At 33.0% G+C, this 19,076-nt stretch carries 18 protein-coding genes; 13 read left to right on the top strand and 5 right to left on the bottom strand.

The features are described from left to right. Positions 1–90: 90 nt before the first annotated feature. The gene (yaaA, locus tag ACP7AV_RS06350; RefSeq protein WP_426091210.1) at positions 91–849 is read left to right on the top strand and encodes a peroxide stress protein YaaA; all 759 of its coding nucleotides are present in this window, start codon (positions 91–93) and stop codon (positions 847–849) included. A gap of 263 nt (positions 850–1,112) precedes the next feature. Here the strand turns inward: yaaA and ACP7AV_RS06345 are convergent, their stop codons facing one another. Continuing rightward, positions 1,113–1,532, bottom strand: a complete 420-nt coding sequence (locus tag ACP7AV_RS06345; protein WP_426091209.1) for an Lrp/AsnC family transcriptional regulator — start codon at positions 1,530–1,532, stop codon at positions 1,113–1,115. Between the two features lie 112 nt (positions 1,533–1,644). Here ACP7AV_RS06345 and ACP7AV_RS06340 point away from each other — a divergent pair, with 112 nt between their 5' ends. Continuing rightward, a complete protein-coding gene (locus ACP7AV_RS06340; protein WP_426091208.1) occupies positions 1,645–2,358 on the top strand; it encodes a TSUP family transporter in 714 nt (237 codons plus the stop codon). A gap of 120 nt (positions 2,359–2,478) precedes the next feature. Further along, entirely contained in the window at positions 2,479–3,708 is a 1,230-nt protein-coding gene (locus ACP7AV_RS06335) for a multidrug effflux MFS transporter (protein WP_426091327.1), read from the top strand. A gap of 14 nt (positions 3,709–3,722) precedes the next feature. Here ACP7AV_RS06335 and ACP7AV_RS06330 read toward each other — a convergent pair whose 3' ends face one another. The 4 genes from ACP7AV_RS06330 to ACP7AV_RS06315 form a co-directional block, all read right to left on the bottom strand. Further along, positions 3,723–4,997 carry an NAD(P)/FAD-dependent oxidoreductase gene (locus tag ACP7AV_RS06330; RefSeq protein WP_426091207.1) on the bottom strand — a complete coding sequence of 425 codons (1,275 nt, stop codon included), beginning with the start codon at positions 4,995–4,997 and terminating at the stop codon, positions 3,723–3,725. Positions 4,998–5,094: 97 nt separating this feature from the next. Further along, positions 5,095–6,432 (bottom strand): DEAD/DEAH box helicase, encoded by a 1,338-nt coding sequence (locus ACP7AV_RS06325; RefSeq protein WP_426091206.1) that lies wholly within the window; start codon positions 6,430–6,432, stop codon positions 5,095–5,097. Between the two features lie 169 nt (positions 6,433–6,601). Then, positions 6,602–8,146, bottom strand: a complete 1,545-nt coding sequence (locus tag ACP7AV_RS06320; protein WP_091207955.1) for a DEAD/DEAH box helicase — start codon at positions 8,144–8,146, stop codon at positions 6,602–6,604. A gap of 106 nt (positions 8,147–8,252) precedes the next feature. Continuing rightward, positions 8,253–8,780 carry a DUF6155 family protein gene (locus ACP7AV_RS06315; protein WP_426091205.1) on the bottom strand — a complete coding sequence of 176 codons (528 nt, stop codon included), beginning with the start codon at positions 8,778–8,780 and terminating at the stop codon, positions 8,253–8,255. Positions 8,781–8,926: 146 nt separating this feature from the next. Between ACP7AV_RS06315 and ACP7AV_RS06310 the strand changes: the two genes are divergently transcribed. The 10 genes from ACP7AV_RS06310 to ACP7AV_RS06265 all read left to right on the top strand — a co-directional run bounded on the left by ACP7AV_RS06310 (position 8,927) and on the right by ACP7AV_RS06265 (position 19,074). Then, the gene (locus tag ACP7AV_RS06310) at positions 8,927–9,211 is read left to right on the top strand and encodes a DUF3817 domain-containing protein (protein WP_426091204.1); all 285 of its coding nucleotides are present in this window, start codon (positions 8,927–8,929) and stop codon (positions 9,209–9,211) included. Next, positions 9,204–10,460 carry a mechanosensitive ion channel family protein gene (locus tag ACP7AV_RS06305; RefSeq protein ID WP_426063745.1) on the top strand — a complete coding sequence of 419 codons (1,257 nt, stop codon included), beginning with the start codon at positions 9,204–9,206 and terminating at the stop codon, positions 10,458–10,460. Before ACP7AV_RS06310 ends, ACP7AV_RS06305 begins: the two co-directional genes overlap by 8 nt. Positions 10,461–10,590: 130 nt before the next feature. Next, entirely contained in the window at positions 10,591–10,977 is a 387-nt protein-coding gene (locus tag ACP7AV_RS06300) for a glyoxalase (RefSeq protein ID WP_426091203.1), read from the top strand. A 306-nt stretch (positions 10,978–11,283) separates the two neighbouring features. Beyond that, positions 11,284–12,018 (top strand): esterase family protein, encoded by a 735-nt coding sequence (locus tag ACP7AV_RS06295; RefSeq protein WP_426091202.1) that lies wholly within the window; start codon positions 11,284–11,286, stop codon positions 12,016–12,018. Further along, entirely contained in the window at positions 12,015–12,962 is a 948-nt protein-coding gene (locus ACP7AV_RS06290; protein WP_426091201.1) for an ATP-grasp domain-containing protein, read from the top strand. Before ACP7AV_RS06295 ends, ACP7AV_RS06290 begins: the two co-directional genes overlap by 4 nt. 148 nt (positions 12,963–13,110) lie before the next feature. After that, a complete protein-coding gene (locus tag ACP7AV_RS06285; protein ID WP_426091200.1) occupies positions 13,111–14,217 on the top strand; it encodes a carboxylate-amine ligase in 1,107 nt (368 codons plus the stop codon). 39 nt (positions 14,218–14,256) lie between these two features. Continuing rightward, positions 14,257–15,087 (top strand): type 1 glutamine amidotransferase, encoded by an 831-nt coding sequence (locus ACP7AV_RS06280; protein WP_426091199.1) that lies wholly within the window; start codon positions 14,257–14,259, stop codon positions 15,085–15,087. A gap of 14 nt (positions 15,088–15,101) precedes the next feature. Then, on the top strand, positions 15,102–16,292 hold the full coding sequence (locus ACP7AV_RS06275; protein ID WP_426063739.1) for a hypothetical protein: 1,191 nt from the start codon (positions 15,102–15,104) through the stop codon (positions 16,290–16,292). Between the two features lie 461 nt (positions 16,293–16,753). Further along, on the top strand, positions 16,754–17,317 hold the full coding sequence (locus ACP7AV_RS06270) for a gluconate 2-dehydrogenase subunit 3 family protein (protein WP_426063738.1): 564 nt from the start codon (positions 16,754–16,756) through the stop codon (positions 17,315–17,317). A 53-nt stretch (positions 17,318–17,370) separates the two neighbouring features. After that, positions 17,371–19,074 (top strand): GMC oxidoreductase, encoded by a 1,704-nt coding sequence (locus tag ACP7AV_RS06265; protein WP_426091198.1) that lies wholly within the window; start codon positions 17,371–17,373, stop codon positions 19,072–19,074. Positions 19,075–19,076: the final 2 nt, after the last annotated feature.

Raw genomic sequence — 19,076 nt, 5'->3', positions numbered from 1 at the left:
TAAACAAATCAATTTAAAGATTCTTGATTTCTTGATTTCAATTAGTACTTTTGGTTCAATTAATAAAAAGAGCTCGAAAGAGTATTGTGTATGAAAATTGTAATATCGCCAGCCAAGTCGTTAAATTTTGACAAACAGTTACCCACTCAATTGCACACCGAACCTTTGTTCTTAAAAGAATCGAGACAGATTCAAAAAGTTTTAAAAGAGAAAAAGCCTGCTGATTTATCGGATTTAATGAGTATTTCAGATAAACTTGCTGATTTGAATTGGAAGCGAAATCAAGAATGGAAAACACCATTTACGACTTTAAATGCACGTCCGGCAATATATACTTTTGATGGAGATGTTTACGTTGGATTAGGTGCTTATTCGATTCCAGAAAAAAAAATAGAAGCTTTACAGGATCGTTTGAGAATACTATCTGGTTTGTATGGATTACTGAAACCGTTGGATTTGATTCAGGCGTATCGACTGGAAATGGGAACCAAATTACCAATTGGCGAAAGCAAAAACTTATATGAATTTTGGAAACCGGCCGTTACAAAGGCTTTAAATAAAGAGCTTAAAGAAGACGAATTGTTTATCAATTTAGCCAGTAATGAATATTTTTCAGCAATAGATGTCAAGGCGTTAAAAGTTCCTGTAATCACACCAGAATTTAAAGATTACAAAAACGGAAAACTAAAAATCATCAGTTTTTTTGCCAAAAAGGCTAGGGGAATGATGGTGCGCTACATTATTGATACCGATGTTAAAACGATAGAGGATTTAAAAGGTTTCAATTACGATGGTTATCAATTTGATCAAAACTTATCGGAAGGCAATAATTTGGTTTTTACGAGATAGCTAATTTTTTAAATATTAATCCTTTAAAATTGGCATGTATCATATTTTTTTAAATTAAAATATTTAATAATTTTAGAAGTTGACACTTACTGGTTTTTGATTCATGTTATATTTTGATTTTAAGTCGTAAATCATAAATCAAAGGGAAGTTGGGTACAAAAAAATCTGGAAAGTGCTAAATTCTATTTTACATAATATAAATTATAGATCATTTTATTTCATATTAATATTAAATAAGTTATTAACGCAACGCTACCGAAAAACTACAAATCTTTTAAATTTGATAAAATCAAATGTGTTGTGGGCTCGCCATAAACTAAAAGTCGGTCTATAAATTGTTGCAGATGCAGTTGATCAATTAAAACTACTTTCATAAAAATATTATGTGTACCAGTAATTCTATAAGCTTCATATATTTCCGGAAATTGATTCAAATCTTCACAAAAAATGAAGAGTTTCGTACTGAATAATTTAAACATTATAAAAACTTCTAAGCCAAAGCCAAGTTTTTTATTGTTTAGTTGAATCTTATAACCTTCGATAACACCGCTATCTTCTAGTTTTTGAATACGTTCTCTAACTGACGAAGGTGAAAGCCCTATATGTTTGCCAATATCTACAAATGAAGTTCTAGAATTAACTTTAAGACTTTCTATTATTTTTAAATCAAGTGCATCGACCATAAATAAAGCTTTTAAATTGGCTAAATTACATTTAAATTGTTGTAAACGGACACTAAATCCGTTGAATAAATTTTAGTTTAATTACTCGTTACGCTAATTTTGCATTATGGATATGATGTTATTACTCCTTACTATTGGTATTTTTCTTGGCTTTTTTGTTCAAACCATTACTGGATTCGCCGGTGCTTTAATTGCCTTACCTTTTTTGCTCTTTGTGATGCCATTGTCGGATGCAATTGGTTATTTATCTATTTTTTATTTTATTTCAACTCCTATTTATATTTATAAAGAATGGAAATACATTGACAAACAACTTCTAATAAAATTGGCCCCATCATCATTTTTTGGACTAATAATTGGAATTATTGTTTTAGTATATGCTCAACCTATATTTTTAAAAAAAGCATTGGGTTTGTTTATAATTTTGTATGCATTAAATAGTTTAAAAGAAAAAAAAGAAATCCATTTAATCTCAAAAATGAAATACTTTTTTGGTTTTTTAGGAGGTTTTTTTTCAGGTCTTTTTTCAACTGGAGGGCCTTTGTATTTAATAATTATAAAAAGTGAAACCTCGAATGTAAAGACTTTACGTGCCACCATGTTTGGTGTTTTGGGTTTAATAACATTAATGCGAATTCCTATTCTTGCCTTTGAAGGTATTTTGTCCCTGAATCTATTTTATAATGCAATTTTTGTTTTACCTTTTTTCATAGTAGCTTTATTATTGGGTAATAAGGTGTATTTAAAATTAAATGAATTTATCTTAAAGCGAATTATGTTAGGACTTTTGTTTTTGTCCGGAATTATGTTATTAATAAAGAATTAAGTGCTTTTATTTATGTTTTCAGTTTTTGTGATAAATCAAATTTATTAAATCTACCATTTGAATCGCCCTTTAAATATTTACCTTTGCAAAAATTAAAAAAATTTGATGATTGATCTCATAATGACAAAAACTAAATATTTCCAATTAATTCTAATTTTAGGTTCACTAACTGCGCTTGGACCATTTTCGATTGATATGTATTTGCCTGGTTTTGCCGGAATTGCCAAGGATTTGAACACATCCGTAGCTAATGTTTCCATGACTTTGTCCAGTTATTTTATTGGAATTTCCGCAGGACAATTGCTTTATGGACCTTTATTAGATCGTTTTGGTCGAAAAAAACCTCTTTTTATCGGACTAATCGTTTACATTTTAGCTTCTCTAGGTTGCGTTTTCGTTACTGATATAAATACTTTTATTGGTTTACGATTCATTCAGGCTGTCGGCAGCTGTGCTGCAACCGTAGCATCGGTTTCTATGGTTCGAGATTTATTTCCTGTAAAAGATATTCCAAAAGTATTTTCATTATTGATGTTGGTTGTTGGACTTTCGCCAATGCTAGCGCCAACTATTGGTGGTTACGTTACCGAAGATTATGGCTGGCATACCGTATTTTTTATATTAATGTGTATGGGTATTTTGATTCTTTTGGCCGCGCAAATCGGCTTGCCAAATACTTTTAAACCAGATACTTCAATTTCATTAAAACCAAAACCAATTATTACTAATTTTATCATTATTCTAAAAGAGCCTCAGTTTCATACCTATGCATTTACAGGAGCAATAGCTTTCTCAGGATTGTTTACTTATGTAGCGGCCTCCCCTATTTTATTTATGGACATTTTTAAAGTTGATGGTAAAACATATGGTTGGATATTTGCTTTTATGTCCTTGAGTTTTATTGGTGCCAGTCAATTAAATTCATTTTTGTTAAGAAAATTCACGAGTGAACAAATGATTTTAGGGGCATTAATTTCTCAATCTTTCATTAGCATTTTATTCCTAGTTTTGGCAATGAATGATCTTTTAAATTTGTATCAAACTATTGCGATGCTATTTTTATTCTTAGCCTGTTTAGGAATTTCAAATCCTAATACAGCAGGACTTACGCTTGCTCCTTTTTCAAGAAATGCGGGAAGTGCGTCGGCATTAATGGGGGCCATTCAGTTAGGATTAGGCGCCTTAGCGTCGTTTGCAGTGGGTGTTTTTGTAAAAAATTCGATGTTGCCAATGGTTATAATTATGGCCGTTTCAACAATTTTAGCCTTAATTATTTTAATTCTTGGAAAACGAAATATAAAAAAAACTATTGCAACTTCTCATGATGAAGGAATTGCAATAGTTCATTAATTTTAGCTTTAGTATTATTTAGCTTCTATTTTAACTTTTTTATCAGGTCTGATAATCATTCGCAAAGATTGGTCTTTTGCAAAATAGGCAATCATCCAATTAAAAAATGTTTTCACTCTATTGCGATAAGTTATCAACGAAATGAGATGAATAAATAGCCATATTATCCAAGCAAAAAATCCTTTGAAATGCATTTTAGGATGTGGTAAATCAACCACAGCCTTATTTTTTCCAATGATAGCCATTGATCCTTTATCATTATATTTAAAGGGTTTTAATGGTTTTTTTTGACTCATTAGTTTAAAGTTCTTAGCCAAATTTATTCCTTGTTGAATCGCAACTTGTGCCACTTGTGGATGACCATTTGGGAAATCTGCATCTGTAAGTTGGATGCAAGTATCTCCAATTGCATAGATGTTTTCAGTACTATTTACTTTATTATAAGCATCAGTAGCCATTCTTTTTCCGCGACCATAACTTTCTATTGGAATTCCTTCGAAAACTTTTGCAGAAACTCCCGCGGCCCATATTAAATTTGTAGTTTGAATCGTTTCGCCATTAGCAAAATATACTGTGTCATCTATATAATCCACCACTGTGGTATTTAATTTCACGACAACACCTAATTTTGTCAGCGCTTCAAGTGTATCTTCCTGAGAAGCTTTACTCATTGGAGAAAGTACGGCATTTGCGCCATCAACAAGATAAATATTACTTGCAGTAGTACTTAATTCTGAATATTCTTTCAGCAAAATATTTTTTCTCATCTCAGCGAGCATACCGGAAACTTCAACACCAGTTGGGCCACCACCGGCAACTACAATGGTTAATAATTTTCTGCGTTCACGAATGTCTTTACAAATGGCAGCTTTTTCTAAATTCTTCAAGAGTGTATTACGCATAACGATTGCGTCATTCAGCGTTTTCATTGGAATAGCATTTTTTTTTACGTTTTCCATTCCAAAATAACTCGTTTCGGCACCAGTGGCAAAAACCAAGTAATCGTATTTTAATTCTCCATTGTTGAGAATGATTTTATTTTCTGAAGGGTTTATTTTTAGTAAGTTTCCTAAACGAAATTGTAGATTTTTTTTGCCCGAGAAAAATTTCCTAAAAGGGTAACTTATACTTGAAGGTTCTAAAAAAGCGGTAGCGACCTGATATATCAGTGGTGCAAAGAAATTGTAATTATTTTTGTCTACGAGTGTTACGTTGATTCCTTTTTCATTTAAAAGTTCTTTAGCAAGATTTAATCCTGCAAATCCACCGCCGATTATTATAATTTCCATATCGTGTTTTTATAGTCTATAAATTAAAAAAGCATCCCTAAATATACACTATTTATGAATGCTGTAATAAATTAAATAGTAAATAAACTTGAAATATTTAATTCTTTTTAAGTTTTTTAACGGGTTTTTCTAAAGGTTCATTTTTGTTTTGCAGCATATAATTTGCCAATAATTTTTCAATCAATTCATCTTTAGTCAAATGATGAAAAACAATTTTTATTTTTTCTTTTAATGCTGCAGCAACATCATGATTGGGTTTAGTTTTGAAGATTTGCTTTGCCCACAATAACGTATTATTTTCTTCGATACTGGCAACAGTTGGTTTTTTAAATTGTGTAAATTTTATTCCCAATTCTTTTTCGAAATCAGCAATTTCCCCTACTTCTTCTTGTTGCAAAACCGTTAGAGAAAGGCCCTTTGCTCCTGCTCTTGCCGTTCTTCCGCTACGGTGCACGTATGCTTCATAAACATCAGGTAAATGGTAATTGACCACATAAGAGATTTCTTTTACGTCAATTCCTCTTGCCGCTAAATCTGTCGCTACCAATATGTTGATATGTCCTTCACGGAATTGCTCCATGATTCTGTCTCTAATTCCCTGAGATAAACTTCCGTGTAATGCTCCCGATGAAAATCTATTTATTGCCAGATTTTTCGCTAATTTATTAACAGCGGCTTTTGTTTTGCAAAAGATAATTCCGCGCTCTCCTTCTTTAGAATTCAAGAAATGCATCAAAACATCCAGCTTCTCAATGGGATCAACTAAAATATATTCATGATCAATTTCTTGATTTCCTACCGTTTCCATGTTGGCGTTAACGTGCACCACATTTTTATTCAAATAATTCTGAATTAACTGTTTGATAGTTCCGGGCATGGTCGCCGAGAATAAAAAAGTATGATGAATTGCAGGTAACTCCGCCACAATCTCATCTAAGCTTTCTTTTAGAATAGTCACCATTTCATCGGCTTCATCAAGCACTAGGAATTTGGTTTCTTTCAAATTTATTGCTTTGCGCTGAATCAAATCAATCAATCTTCCGGGTGTTGCCACAACAATATGTGTAGGCAATGAAAGTCGCTCTATTTGGGGTTTTATTGGGATACCGCCGCAAGTTGCCGCAATGGAAACATTGGGTAAATATTTAGAAAAATCTTCTAGGTTTCTAAAAATCTGATGTCCTAATTCCCGAGTTGGAACTAAAATCACAGCTTGAACTGAAGATAAATTTACATCAATTAATTGTAAAAGAGGCAATCCAAAAGCTGCTGTTTTTCCTGTACCTGTTTTAGCAACTCCAACCAAATCTGTAGTGTTTGATAAAAGTAACGGAATTGTTTTTTGCTGAATCTCTGTGGGTACAACAATTTTCAATTCGGTAATCGCTTTTAATATTGGTGCTGAAATTCCTAAATCGGAGAATTGTTTTGGCATTTTTTTGGATTTTATAATTTTATAAAAAAGTTATTTTGTAAACGTAATTTTTAGCCCCGATAGCAGTGAAAATCCTTTCTGGTCATGAACTTGTTTCAGTGTTCTGAAACAAGTTCATGACCAGAAAGATTGCATCGAATAGCGGGATTAGCTCCTTAAAAAAGAAATATTAATCTTCATCCGGTTCGTTCATGATTTTTTCCCGATATTTTTTACCAGTTAACAATACCAGTTTTAATTTGTAATCGTCAACAAGCCACTCACGGTAATTTTTACTGCATTGACTCAAACATTTAGAATAGCGCTTGATGCGGCAATCGATATCATCATCTAGCAATTTTCCTAATGCTTTCGCCTCTTGCAAGGTTTCAGAATTATCAACACACATGGCAGCGTGCTGTTCCAATGATTTTTCCAACACTTCTTTTGAACGTAAATTTTGTTTGATGATGAGTTTGTGTTCTTCATCGATATCAAAAGTTACCACTTCTGTTTTGCTAAATTTAGCTCGTATTTCAGGCGGCATGCTGTATTTAAAATACAATTCGATTTCAGTGTCATCACGTAAATTTTCCAGATAAAACTCCGGTGATTTAAAGATGTGTTGCCAATTTACCGGCTCACTCCACAATCCAAATCGTGCTGCATTATTCCCCAAATCGATAACGCTAAAAGTATCTTTATTAGGTAATTTTCTGGAACCGCGACCAATCATTTGATAGTATAGTGTCAATGATTTTGTCGCTCTATTTAATATGATAGTTTCGACAGTAGGCTCATCAAAACCGGTGGTAAGAATTCCAACTGATGTCAGAATCGCATCCGGCGTATGCTTAAACCAATGTAAAATATCTTTTCTTTCTTCGTTATTGCTGGTGTTATCCAAGTGGCGAATCGCATAACCGGCTTCTCTAAAAGTTTCATATACATATAAGGATGTATTGATTCCGTTATTGAAAATTAAGGTTTTCTTACCCAAAGATTTCTCCGTGTAAGCATGCAATAATTTTTCCTGCATGGCCATATTCGTATATAAATCATCTGATGATTTTACGGTGTAATCCCCATTGATACCTACTTTTAATGAGGTCAAACCCACATCATAGCTGTACGTGATTGCTTTTGCTAAAAATCCATTTTCGATCAACGAACTAATGGTGTCTCCTACGATTAATTCATCGTAGCTCTCATGCATTGGCAACTTGATATTCGAACTTAAAGGCGTTGCTGTAACTCCTAATATGAATGCATTTTTGAAAGAGCTTAATAATTTTCGGAAGGAGTTGTAATGCGCCTCATCGATAATCACCAATCCTACATTATCTAAATGCAATTTTTCGTCATTGATACGGTTTTTCAAAGTTTCGACCATTGCAACAAAACAAGAATAATCGTTTTGGTCCGGAAGTTCTTTTACTTTACTGTTGATAATTTTGTTTTTCACATCAAAACCTTTCAACATTTTTGAAGTTTGCTTACACAACTCAATGCGGTGTGTCAACACAACTACTTTTTTATCATGTTGTGATAAGTAACGTCGCACTATTTCTGAAAAAACTACTGTTTTCCCTCCGCCAGTAGGCAATTGGTATAACAAATGGTGTTGTGGAGGTGCATTATCTATACGCTCAAATATGGCGTCAATGTCGCCTTTTTGGTACGCATAAAGTTCTTTTTTGTCTTCGATTTCTATTTCTAAAGTGTTTTGCGACATTGCTTATTGTTGGATTTTTGCAAAAATACACCTAAAAAACAGTTTAGTTATCAATTTTAATTAAAAAAAATAGGATTGATTAAATAAAATTGAATTATGCAACCTTTCAGTACTCAAATCGCTCAATAATAGCATTGAACTCTTGTTCGTTGTACCATTTTTGCATAATGGTTTCGTTATGAATGACTGCTATTCTTGTTTTAAAATCATTAAGTATTCCGTTTGTGATTAAGAAAATAACGGCTTGCTCAAAAGAATTGAACATACTTTTGAAAAACAAATCATGTTTTATAACATTTTCAGATGCAAAGGTTTGTGCAATTTCGATATTGTAAAGCATTACATCGGCAATTATAAAGGGATCAACACCTAAAAGGATAAAATGCTTGATATATTTTTGAGCAACGGAGCGTCTCATTTTAGGTTTGCTGCGTCTTCCCGCCTTTTTGAAAGGAAAATATTCATTTGAAATTTTGAGTTTGCATTCTTGCAAAAGCGTTTCTTCTTTTGGATTGAAAACAAAATTATAATAGACTTTTACCGGACTGAATTTTTCGTACAATTCGAGAATTTGCTCTTCGAGTTGCTCTTTATTCAATTCAGCTAAGTATTTTTTTAAATCGCGTTTGCTCATTACCAAAGTTTAAGATTACAAAAGTAATTTACTTTTAGAATCAATGCGCCGAAAATCAATGATTATAACTAATTTTGACACAAATAAAAGTAGAAGCACTTTTTATCCTAACCTAATTTTTTACTTTTATCCTCAAATTTATTTTTATGCTGAAGATTTTTAAAATTATCGCACTACTTGAAGGAGTTTCTTATTTGGCTTTATTTACCAATATGTTAGTTGTGAAACCTACAAATGTTGCTTTTTACAAGGCATTATTATTTCCAGTAGGAATGGCTCACGGAATTTTATTTGTAAGTTATATCATTTTAGCGATAATGCTGAAATTTGAACAGAATTGGGATTGGAAAAAATTCGGAATTATATGTTTGGGTTCCTTAGTTCCTTTTGGAACTTTTTACGTAGATAAAAAATATTTACAAAATGTATAAATACATAGAAAAAATATTCAATTTTCTTTATCCTGTATTTCGAAAATGGGGATTAGGAAGCAGTTTAGCTTCCTATTTAAGCCTAGTGCTCAATATCGTTATATTATGTGTCTTGGCATACGCGATTTATGTTGTTTTTAGACTTATTCTGGTCACCATTATGGCAGTTATTGCCCAAAAAACTAAAACGAGATTTGATGATTTATTGGTAACAAACAAAACTGCCAAGTACATTGCGCACTTAATTCCGCTGCTGTTTATATATAAATCGGTACCAATTATTTTAGACAAATACGTGTATTGGGAAGGCCTTTTTGGAAAATTAGTCGGAATTTATATTGTAATGTTGGTTTTATGGATCATCCGAACCATTTTTAATGCTTTACGAGATTATTTAAAACTAAAACCAAGGTATAGCGATAAACCAATTGACAGTTTCATTCAGGTTATAATGATTGTGCTATGGACTGTTGGGATTACGGTTATTATTTCCAAATTATTCGATATCAATCAAAAAGAGTTGTTAACCATTTTGGGAGCGGTTTCTGCGGTAATTATCTTGATTTTTAGAGATACTATTTTAGGTTTTGTTTCGAGCGTTCAAGTCTCAATCAATGATATGGTTCGAATTGGCGACTGGATTACGATGGATAAATTTGGTGCCGATGGAGATGTAATAGAAATTAATCTGGCAACAGTGAAAGTTCGAAATTTCGACAACACTACGACCACTATTCCTACCTACAGTTTAAGTTCCGATTCGTTTCAAAACTGGCGCGGAATGTTGAATTCTGATGGGAGACGGATCAAAAGACACATTCTTATTAAAACTAGCAGTATTCGATTTCTGGAAGAAACAGAATTAAGTGATTTAAAAAAAATACACCTTATTTCAGATTATATTGACACTCGAAAATTAGAAATAGACGAATATAACTCCAGTAATAAAGTTGATAAATCTATTGCTATAAATGGACGGAATTTGACCAATTTAGGCTTGTTTCGAAAATACATAACCGAATATTTATTTAATTATCCCGGCTTAAATCAAGAGATGTTGATGCTTTGTCGCCAATTGCAATCGACCTCACATGGAGTTCCGCTTGAAGTCTACGCCTTTTCGCATGACAAACGTTTTGAAAATTACGAATACATCATGTCGGATATATTTGATCATATCATCGCATCAGTGCGTTATTTTGACTTAGAAATTTTTGAAACTGCCACCGAAAATGAATTAAAAGTTTAATCGTTGTTTAAATTTCATTTTCTCTGATCTTCGTTCCCTCCACTTTGTGTTATGAAATGTATAAATCTTTTAAAAAAACTAAAATTTTACCTTTGCTATGCGTATTTTTTTTAATTTTAGAAAAAAAAATATGAACGAGCGTGATACTTTTTTAAAAGAATTTAGAGGACAAACTATTGGTTCCGTAACCACCCAATCTACAACTGAAGAATCATTTCAAAATGAAGTACTTCGACCAATTTTAAAGCTACAAAATGATTTATTTGTAGCTTCCTTTATCAATTATATAAATAAAAATAAAGCTGATTTTTACAATCATTCTCTTGATAAAAAACAATCAGTCATAGAAAATGTAATCCGTAAGGACATCAAGTTTCGAAATGTTTTAAAGGGAATGGTTATTGGATTATTCACTTCTGATGAATATGCCATTTACATACAAAACACCTCCAATACCAACAAAAGAATGATGAGTATGCTTGTAGAAAGATTGAAAAGCCAAGTTCAACTTTTTTAAATCTAAAAAAACAGTAAATTTTTTGTTTCCCTTGTTCAGAAATTCATTGATCCATTCCAACATTTTGATTTTACTGATTATTAAATGGTCATGCAGAATAGAAGGACTTAAGATTTTAAAAACACATTATGTTAAAACAACTTGATTTGTTGTTTATAATTTAAAAATCACCTTCTTATTAATCTAATTATTACCATTTATATCTAATTTAATAATTCTAATCTTTTTTATAATAAATATTAGTTAAGCGCATTTTTATCTGCTATCGGTATGGTTTTTTTCATTATAATTGTTAAAAATAATTTTATGAAGGAAGAATATTTCAGTTGGTATTCCCCAAATTTAAATAGAGATATTGAAATGTTGGTTTTTGGACATGCTGGATATCCTGTAATCTTATTTCCAACTTCTATGGGAAGTTACCATGAAAACAAAGATATGGGTTTGATAGAATCTGCAAAATGGTACATTGAGCAAGGTTTAATTCAAATATTTTGTCCGGATAGTATTGACAAGGATAGTTTTTACAATAAAAATATACACCCTGTTCACCGTATCGAAAATCACGTAAAATACGATAAAATGATTTGTCACGAGATTGTTGAAAAGGCAAAGAACAACACGCCCTCAGGCAAAGTTGCCGTTGCTGGTTGCAGTTTTGGAGGCTATCATGCGGCAAATTTTGCTTTTCGTCATCCAGGTTATGTAAGTCATCTTTTTTCTATGAGTGGCGCTTTTAACATTAAGAGTTTTTTGGATGGTTTTCACAACGACGATGTATTTTACAACAGTCCGGAAGATTATTTATACGGTCTAGATGATTATGAATTATGGAACATGGACATTGTTTTGGGAACTTCTAATTGGGACATTTGTTTCGATGCCAATCTAAAATTAAGCAAAGTACTAAGCGACAGACACATTCATCATTGGTTAGATATTCGTCAGGAACAAAAACACGACTGGCCGATTTGGAAAGAAATGTTCCCGCATTATTTATCAAGAATTAACTTTTTTAAAATTATAAACACATCAAAATGAAAAAAATTGGAATTTTATTTGGAATGGAAGACACCTTTCCTCAAGCATTTATTGATCGTGTCAATTCAAAAAACGAAAAAGGAATTATTGCTGAGGCAGTGGCTATTGATAAAGTAGTTCAAAATCAAGACGGAGAATACGCAATAATTATTGACCGGATTTCGCAAGATGTCCCTTTTTATCGTGCCTATTTAAAAAATGCGGCTTTAACAGGAACAAATGTAATTAACAATCCGTTTTGGTGGAGCGCCGATGATAAATTTTTCAATAACTCCTTGGCAGATACGCTCGGCGTACCTTTACCTAAAACCGTAATTCTTCCTTCGGCTGAACATCCTACGGACACGACCGGAAAATCATTCCGAAACCTAAAATATCCAATGGACTGGGAAGGAATCTTTGACTATATTGGATTTCCTGCATACATGAAACCGTATGCTGGAGGTGGCTGGAAAAATGTGTATCGATTGGAAAATATTGAGGAATTCTGGGAAAAGCATCAGGAAACTGGACAATTGGTGATGATGCTTCAAGAAGAAATTGTTTTTACGGAATATTTCAGAGTTTATTGTTTGGGTTGCAAAGCGGTGCGAATAATGCAATATGAACCAAGAAATCCGCATCATTTACGCTATGTAATCGATGGACCGCTTGTGGATAAAAAATTATTAGCAACCATAAAAGATTATACTTTACGACTTTGCAAAGGATTGGGATATGATTTTAATACGGTAGAATTTGCCGTTCGTGACGGTATTCCTTACGCCATTGATTTTGGAAATCCCGCACCTGACGCCGAATTAACTTCGGTTGGTGCTGAAAACTTTGAATGGGTGGTTGAAGAGGCTTCGAAAATGGCTATTGCTGCCGCAAAAAAGCAAAAATCAGGAAAAATGAACTTAACATGGGGAACTTTTATTAAAGATGCTGTTGCTGGGAAATAAAATTTTATAAATTACAAAATACCCTAGCCCCGATTAAAGTGTAAATCCTTTGTGGGCCTGCTTTTTAAGGCCTGTAAAGATTGTAACGGAAAGCGGGACACGAGCGAAGCGAACTGACGAAGTAATTAGCTCCTAAAAAAATAAAATAATGAAAAAATTACCAGTTTTTACACTAGGTGTTGAAGAAGAATATCAAATAATTGACCCTGATACAAGAGATTTACGGTCGCATTTGTCAAAAATTGTGGATGGTGCCAAAATAATTTTAAACGAGCAGGTGAAGGCCGAAATGCACCAATCTGTGGTGGAAGTAGGAACTAATATTTGTCATAGCGTTAATGATGCCAAAAATGAGATTCGGTTTTTACGCTCTAAAATCGTTGAATTAGCGGAGAAACAAAACCTTATTGTTGGTGGTGCCGGAACACATCCTTTTTCAAAATGGCAGGATCAACCGATAACTGATGATCCGCGATACCACGATATTGTTAATGAACTGCAAGATGCTGCGCGTTCTAATTTGATTTTTGGAATGCATTGCCATGTAGGAATTGAAAATCGTGAAATCGGTTTGCAATTGATGAATCAGGCTACCTATTTTCTCCCTCACATCTTTGCACTTTCGACAAATTCACCTTTTTGGGAAGGAAGAAAAACAGGTTATAAATCATTTAGAACCAAAGTATTTGATAAGTTCCCCAGAACAGGTTTGCCGGAATATTTTGATTCAGTAAGTTCGTACGAGAACTATTTAGATACTTTGATAAAAACAAATTGCATTGATAATCCAAAGAAAATTTGGTGGGATTTACGCTTGCATCCGTTTTATAACACAATAGAATTCAGGATTTGTGACATGTGCTTGACCGTCGATGAAACTATTTGTATCGTTGCCATTATTCAGGCAATTGTAGCCAAACTCTACAAATTGAATATGAACAATACTAGTTTTAATGTTTATCGACTGGCTTTGATAAAAGAAAATAAATTCCGGGCAGCACGTTACGGAATTGAGAATAATATGATTGATTTTGGCATGCAAAAAGAAGTTGAGACTAAAATGCTTATTCTGGAATTGCTTGATTTCATTGATGATGTTGTGGATGAATTAGGCAGTCGTGACGATATTAATTATGTTCATGAAATTTTGAAAAACGGAACTGGAGCGGACAAACAATTGGCTGTTTTCGAAGAAACTGGCGATCTTTCTAAAGTGGTGGACTTTATAACTGGTCAATTTACCAAGGGATTATAAAATATAAATTATCTTTGCGCATTATTTTTAAAAACAGTTATGTCGAATAAAATCATAAAAATAGCGCTTTTGGATATGTACAACGGAGAACCTAATCAGGGAATGCGATGTATTATTGATATTGTCAATCGGTTTAATCCCGTCGTCGGTTTTGAAATATTTGATGTTCGCGGAAAATGTCACTTGCCGGAAATAAAAAAATTCGACATTTATATTTCAACCGGAGGACCAGGAAATCCATTAATTGGAGATGGAGATTGGGATGTCAAATATTATGAATTTATTGATTCTTTGAACAAATGGAATATGGAGAACGCTGTTAAAAAACATGTTTTGTTTATTTGTCACTCGTTTCAGATGGCTTGTTTGCATTTTGGATTGGCCACAATAACCAAAAGAAATGATACTTCTTTTGGTGTGATGACCATGCACAAAACGAAAGAAGGCCAAACAGATTCTTTATTTGAAGGTTTGGCGGATCCTTTTTATGCTATTGATTCCAGAGATTATCAGGTGGTACAACCAAAACTTAGTGTTTTTGCTAAAAAAGGAGCCAAGATTATTTCATTAGAAAAAATTAGGGATCACGTGCAATACGAACGCGCGATTATGGCGGTTCGATTTACAGACTACTTTGTAGGTACTCAATTTCATCCTGAAGCGGATCCGATAAGCTTTGTTGCTCACATGAGAAACAAAGTAGCGAAGGAAAAAATCAAGAAAATGAAAGGGAAAAAGAAATTCAGAAACATGCTGGAAGATTTATTAGATGATGATAAAATTTACAGAACTAATGAAACCTTAATACCAAATTTCCTCAGAATAGCAATTAACGATTTGATGAAAACAAAAAAAATGCTTTCTAATTAATACAATCCTTGCAAATGATTTCAAAATATCGGGAGTTATTTAATGCTCAATTTACAGAAAAAAAATATCAGGAATTCAAAGATGATATTGCTTCCGATTTTAATTACCTACCTACTTTCAGGTTGGCGGAAACCCCTTTTTTTATTTCAAAAGAGTTGCAGTCCCAATTGATTGAAGGTTGTAATGAAGTTGTAGCTTTTATTCAAAAAGAAGACTTTAAGTTACTTACCAACAAATCATTAGAATTAAACTTAAAAGTACCAAATGAGGACGACCATTCTACTTTTCTAGCGATCGATTTTGGCATTTGTGAAGAAGAAGGAAAAATTATTCCTAAACTGATTGAAGTGCAAGGATTTCCTTCTTTGTACAATTATCAGTTGAATGTGTATGAAAAGTTCAAGAATCACTATCCGATTCTTAAGGAACTGACTCCATTTATAACTGACATTACACAACTGAAATATTTGGATATTTTAGAAGAAGCAATTTGCAACAATCATCCAAAAGAAAATGTTATTCTTCTTGAAATTGAACCCGAAAAACAAAACACCAAAATTGATTTTTATTACTGCAAAAGAGATATTGGAATCCCAATTGTTTGCGTGACGGAGTTGATAAAAAAAGGCAAACAACTTTTCTATAAAAATTTAGCAGGCGATGAAATTCTTATAAAAAGAATTTATAATCGGGTTATTTTTGATGAATTAAATCTGAGAACCGATTTACAACTTAATTTTAGTTTCTCAGATGATTTAGATGTGGAATGGGCGGGTCATCCCAATTGGTTTTTTAGAATCAGTAAATTTATTTTACCTTTATTGAAAGGGAAATATTTTATAGACACAACTTTACTAAGTGACTTAAAAGAAATACCTCAGGATTTAGAAAACTATGTTCTAAAACCGCTTTTTTCATTTTCAGGAACAGGAGTTATTTTCCATGTAACCAAGGAAGATATTGAATCCGTTGTTGAAAAAGAACTTTATATTCTTCAAAAAAAGGTAAATTACATTCCAATTGTGCAATCTCCAGACGGAAAAGTAAAAGCCGAAGTACGTGTACTTTGTGTTTGGAAAAAAGACGATATCGCTCCTACTCTATGCTGCAACTTGGTCCGTTTGAGTCGAGGTGAAATGATTGGCGTAAAATTCAACAAGGACAAAGATTGGGTTGGTGGTACGCTTGGTTTATTTGAAAGATAAACTTAAATTGAATCTTAATATTTCCATTTTTTAACATTGATTAAAGTTTTTAATTATCTTTTCATTTTTTATCATCGAAGCCTTTTTTACTAATTATTTAGCAAAAAAATTTCTAACTCTTTACATGCTTATTTTAACCGATAATGTCATTTTAACGCATTGAAAATTATTTTAACGAATGTTCAACAATATATTATAGTAAAATACTCGCTAATATTATATTAATTTCATTTTTAAGAGCGGTTTTTCTTCCTTTTTTCTTTAAGAAATATAATTTTTTATTTAAAATCTTAGATTCCAGCGACACTTTTATGAATTTTTTAAAGTGTTTCCCTTAATAATTTGAAAAATATGGAATTATTCAATAATTTAACATAAATAAAATTAAGGTGTTTTTTTTTTCTTTATTATTGTAAGGTTATAATAATTTAAGAATAATCAACAACTTTAATAATTAACAAATGAATAGAAGAGAAGCACTTAAAAACGTTGCGTTTTTGATGGGAGGCGCAATCTCAGCAACTACAATGGGCGTTTTGTTTGAAAGTTTTACTTTACCCGAAAAAGAAAAAAATCAGGTGTCTTTTTCTGCTACGGATGAAGAGATTTTGGCTGAATTCGCCGATATCATCATCCCGACAACAGCATCTTCGCCCGGAGCAAAAGCTGCAGGACTCGGTGCTTTTATTCCAATGATTATTAGAGATTGTTATCCTGCAAATATGCAAGAAATTTTTGCCTCAGGATTAAAAGCAATGCAATATAAATGTTCTAAAGAATTCAATAAAGACTTTTTGTCAATGTCCGTTGAAGAACGTCAAAAACTATTGACCTCATTAAGGGATGAGGCAATTGCTACCAATAAAGCACCTTCTTTCTTTTTGATTGCAAGAGATTTAACAATTTTAGGGTATTATTCTTCAGAAATAGGCTGCACACAGGCTCGTGAATATCTTCCAGTTCCGGGACGCTACGATGGTAGTGCAGACTACAAACCCGGACAAAAAGCTTGGGCAACCAACTAGTCTTATTAGAACCTACTGTTAGAAACTATTTTATTAAATAAAAAATAATACCCGTGAATATAAATACCAATTTGAAAGAGGAAAATACGTATGATGCTATTGTTGTAGGATCTGGAATTAGTGGTGGTTGGGCTGCAAAAGAACTTACCGAAAAAGGATTAAAAGTTTTGATGTTAGAACGCGGAATGAATATTGAGCACATCAAAGATTATGAATCGGCCATGAAAGCACCATGGGAATTTGAACGCGCAGGCAAGCTTACCGAAGAACAAAAAAGAACCCATCCTGTTCAAACAAGAGATTATCCATACAATGAAGCTACCGAAAAATGGTGGGTGAATGACTTGGAATGTCCCTATACAGAAGACAAACGTTTTGATTGGTACAGAGGATTTCATGTGGGTGGAAAATCTTTAATGTGGGGCCGTCAAAGTTACCGTTTTAGTGACCATAATTTTGAAGATAATGCCAAAGATGGTCATGGAAATGACTGGCCTATTCGATATAAAGACCTTACCAGGTGGTATGATTATGTAGAGAAATTCGTAGGAATAAGTGGTCAAGCAGAAAATTGGCCCCTATTACCGGATGGTAAATTTTTGCCTCCAATGGATTTAAATTGTGTTGAAAAATCAGTTAAAGAAAGATTAGAAAAACATTATAATAAATCACGTATTCTGACAATTGGTAGAACCGCCAACTTAACTGTGCCTCACAAAGGTCGCGGCAGCTGTCAGTACAGAAATTTGTGTAGCCGAGGATGTCCGTTTGGAGCGTATTTCAGTACGCAATCTTCTACTCTACCGGCTGCGATGGCAACCAACAGATTGACCGTGAGACCCTACTCTATTGTGAATCATATCATTTATGATAAAGATACTAAAAAAGCAAAAGGTGTGATGGTTATTGATGCAGAAACAAATGAAACTATGGAGTTTTATGCTAAAATTGTTTTTGTGAACGCATCCACTTTAGGATCAACATTCCTTTTATTAAATTCAACTTCAGAAGCGCATCCGAATGGAATGGGTAATGCCAGCGGACAATTAGGCCATAATCTTATGGATCATCATTTCCGTTGTGGTGCAGAAGGAACAGCTGAAGGTTTTGAAGATAAATACACGTACGGAAGAAGAGCTAATGGTATTTATATTCCAAGATACCAGAATGTAGGAAATGATAAAAGAGATTATTTAAGAGGTTTTGGATATCAAGGTGGTGCCAGTAGAGGATCGTGGCATAAAGAAGTAGCCGAACTGGCTTTTGGTGAAAATTTCAAATCTACCATGTCATTACCAGCTGATTCTTGGAGTATGGGATTAGGTGGTTTTGGAGAAATGCTACCGTATTACGAAAATAAAGTATATATCGACCATACTAAAAAAGATAAATGGGGACAACCTGTTTTAGCAATTGACTGCGAAATTAAAGATAACGAAGCTAAAATGAGGGAAGATATGATGAATGATGCCGCAGAAATGCTGGAAGCTTCAGGAATTAAAAATATACAAACCTATGATAATGATTATTATCCTGGAATGGCTATCCACGAAATGGGTACTGCCAGAATGGGTAATGATCCGAAGGATTCAGTTTTAAATAAATGGAATCAAATGCACGAAGTGAGTAATGTATTCGTTACGGATGGGTCTTGTATGCCTTCCATCGCTTGTCAAAATCCATCATTAACATTTATGGCTTTAACGGCACGTGCTTGCGATTACGCAGTAAAAGAATTAAAAAAAGGAAATATTTAGGT

The sequence above is a fragment of the Flavobacterium sp. DSR3-2 genome, from assembly GCF_049896525.1.
Lineage (GTDB): Bacteria > Bacteroidota > Bacteroidia > Flavobacteriales > Flavobacteriaceae > Flavobacterium.
Note: the sequence above shows the minus strand (reverse complement) of the source record. Positions and strands in the feature narration are given on the sequence as shown.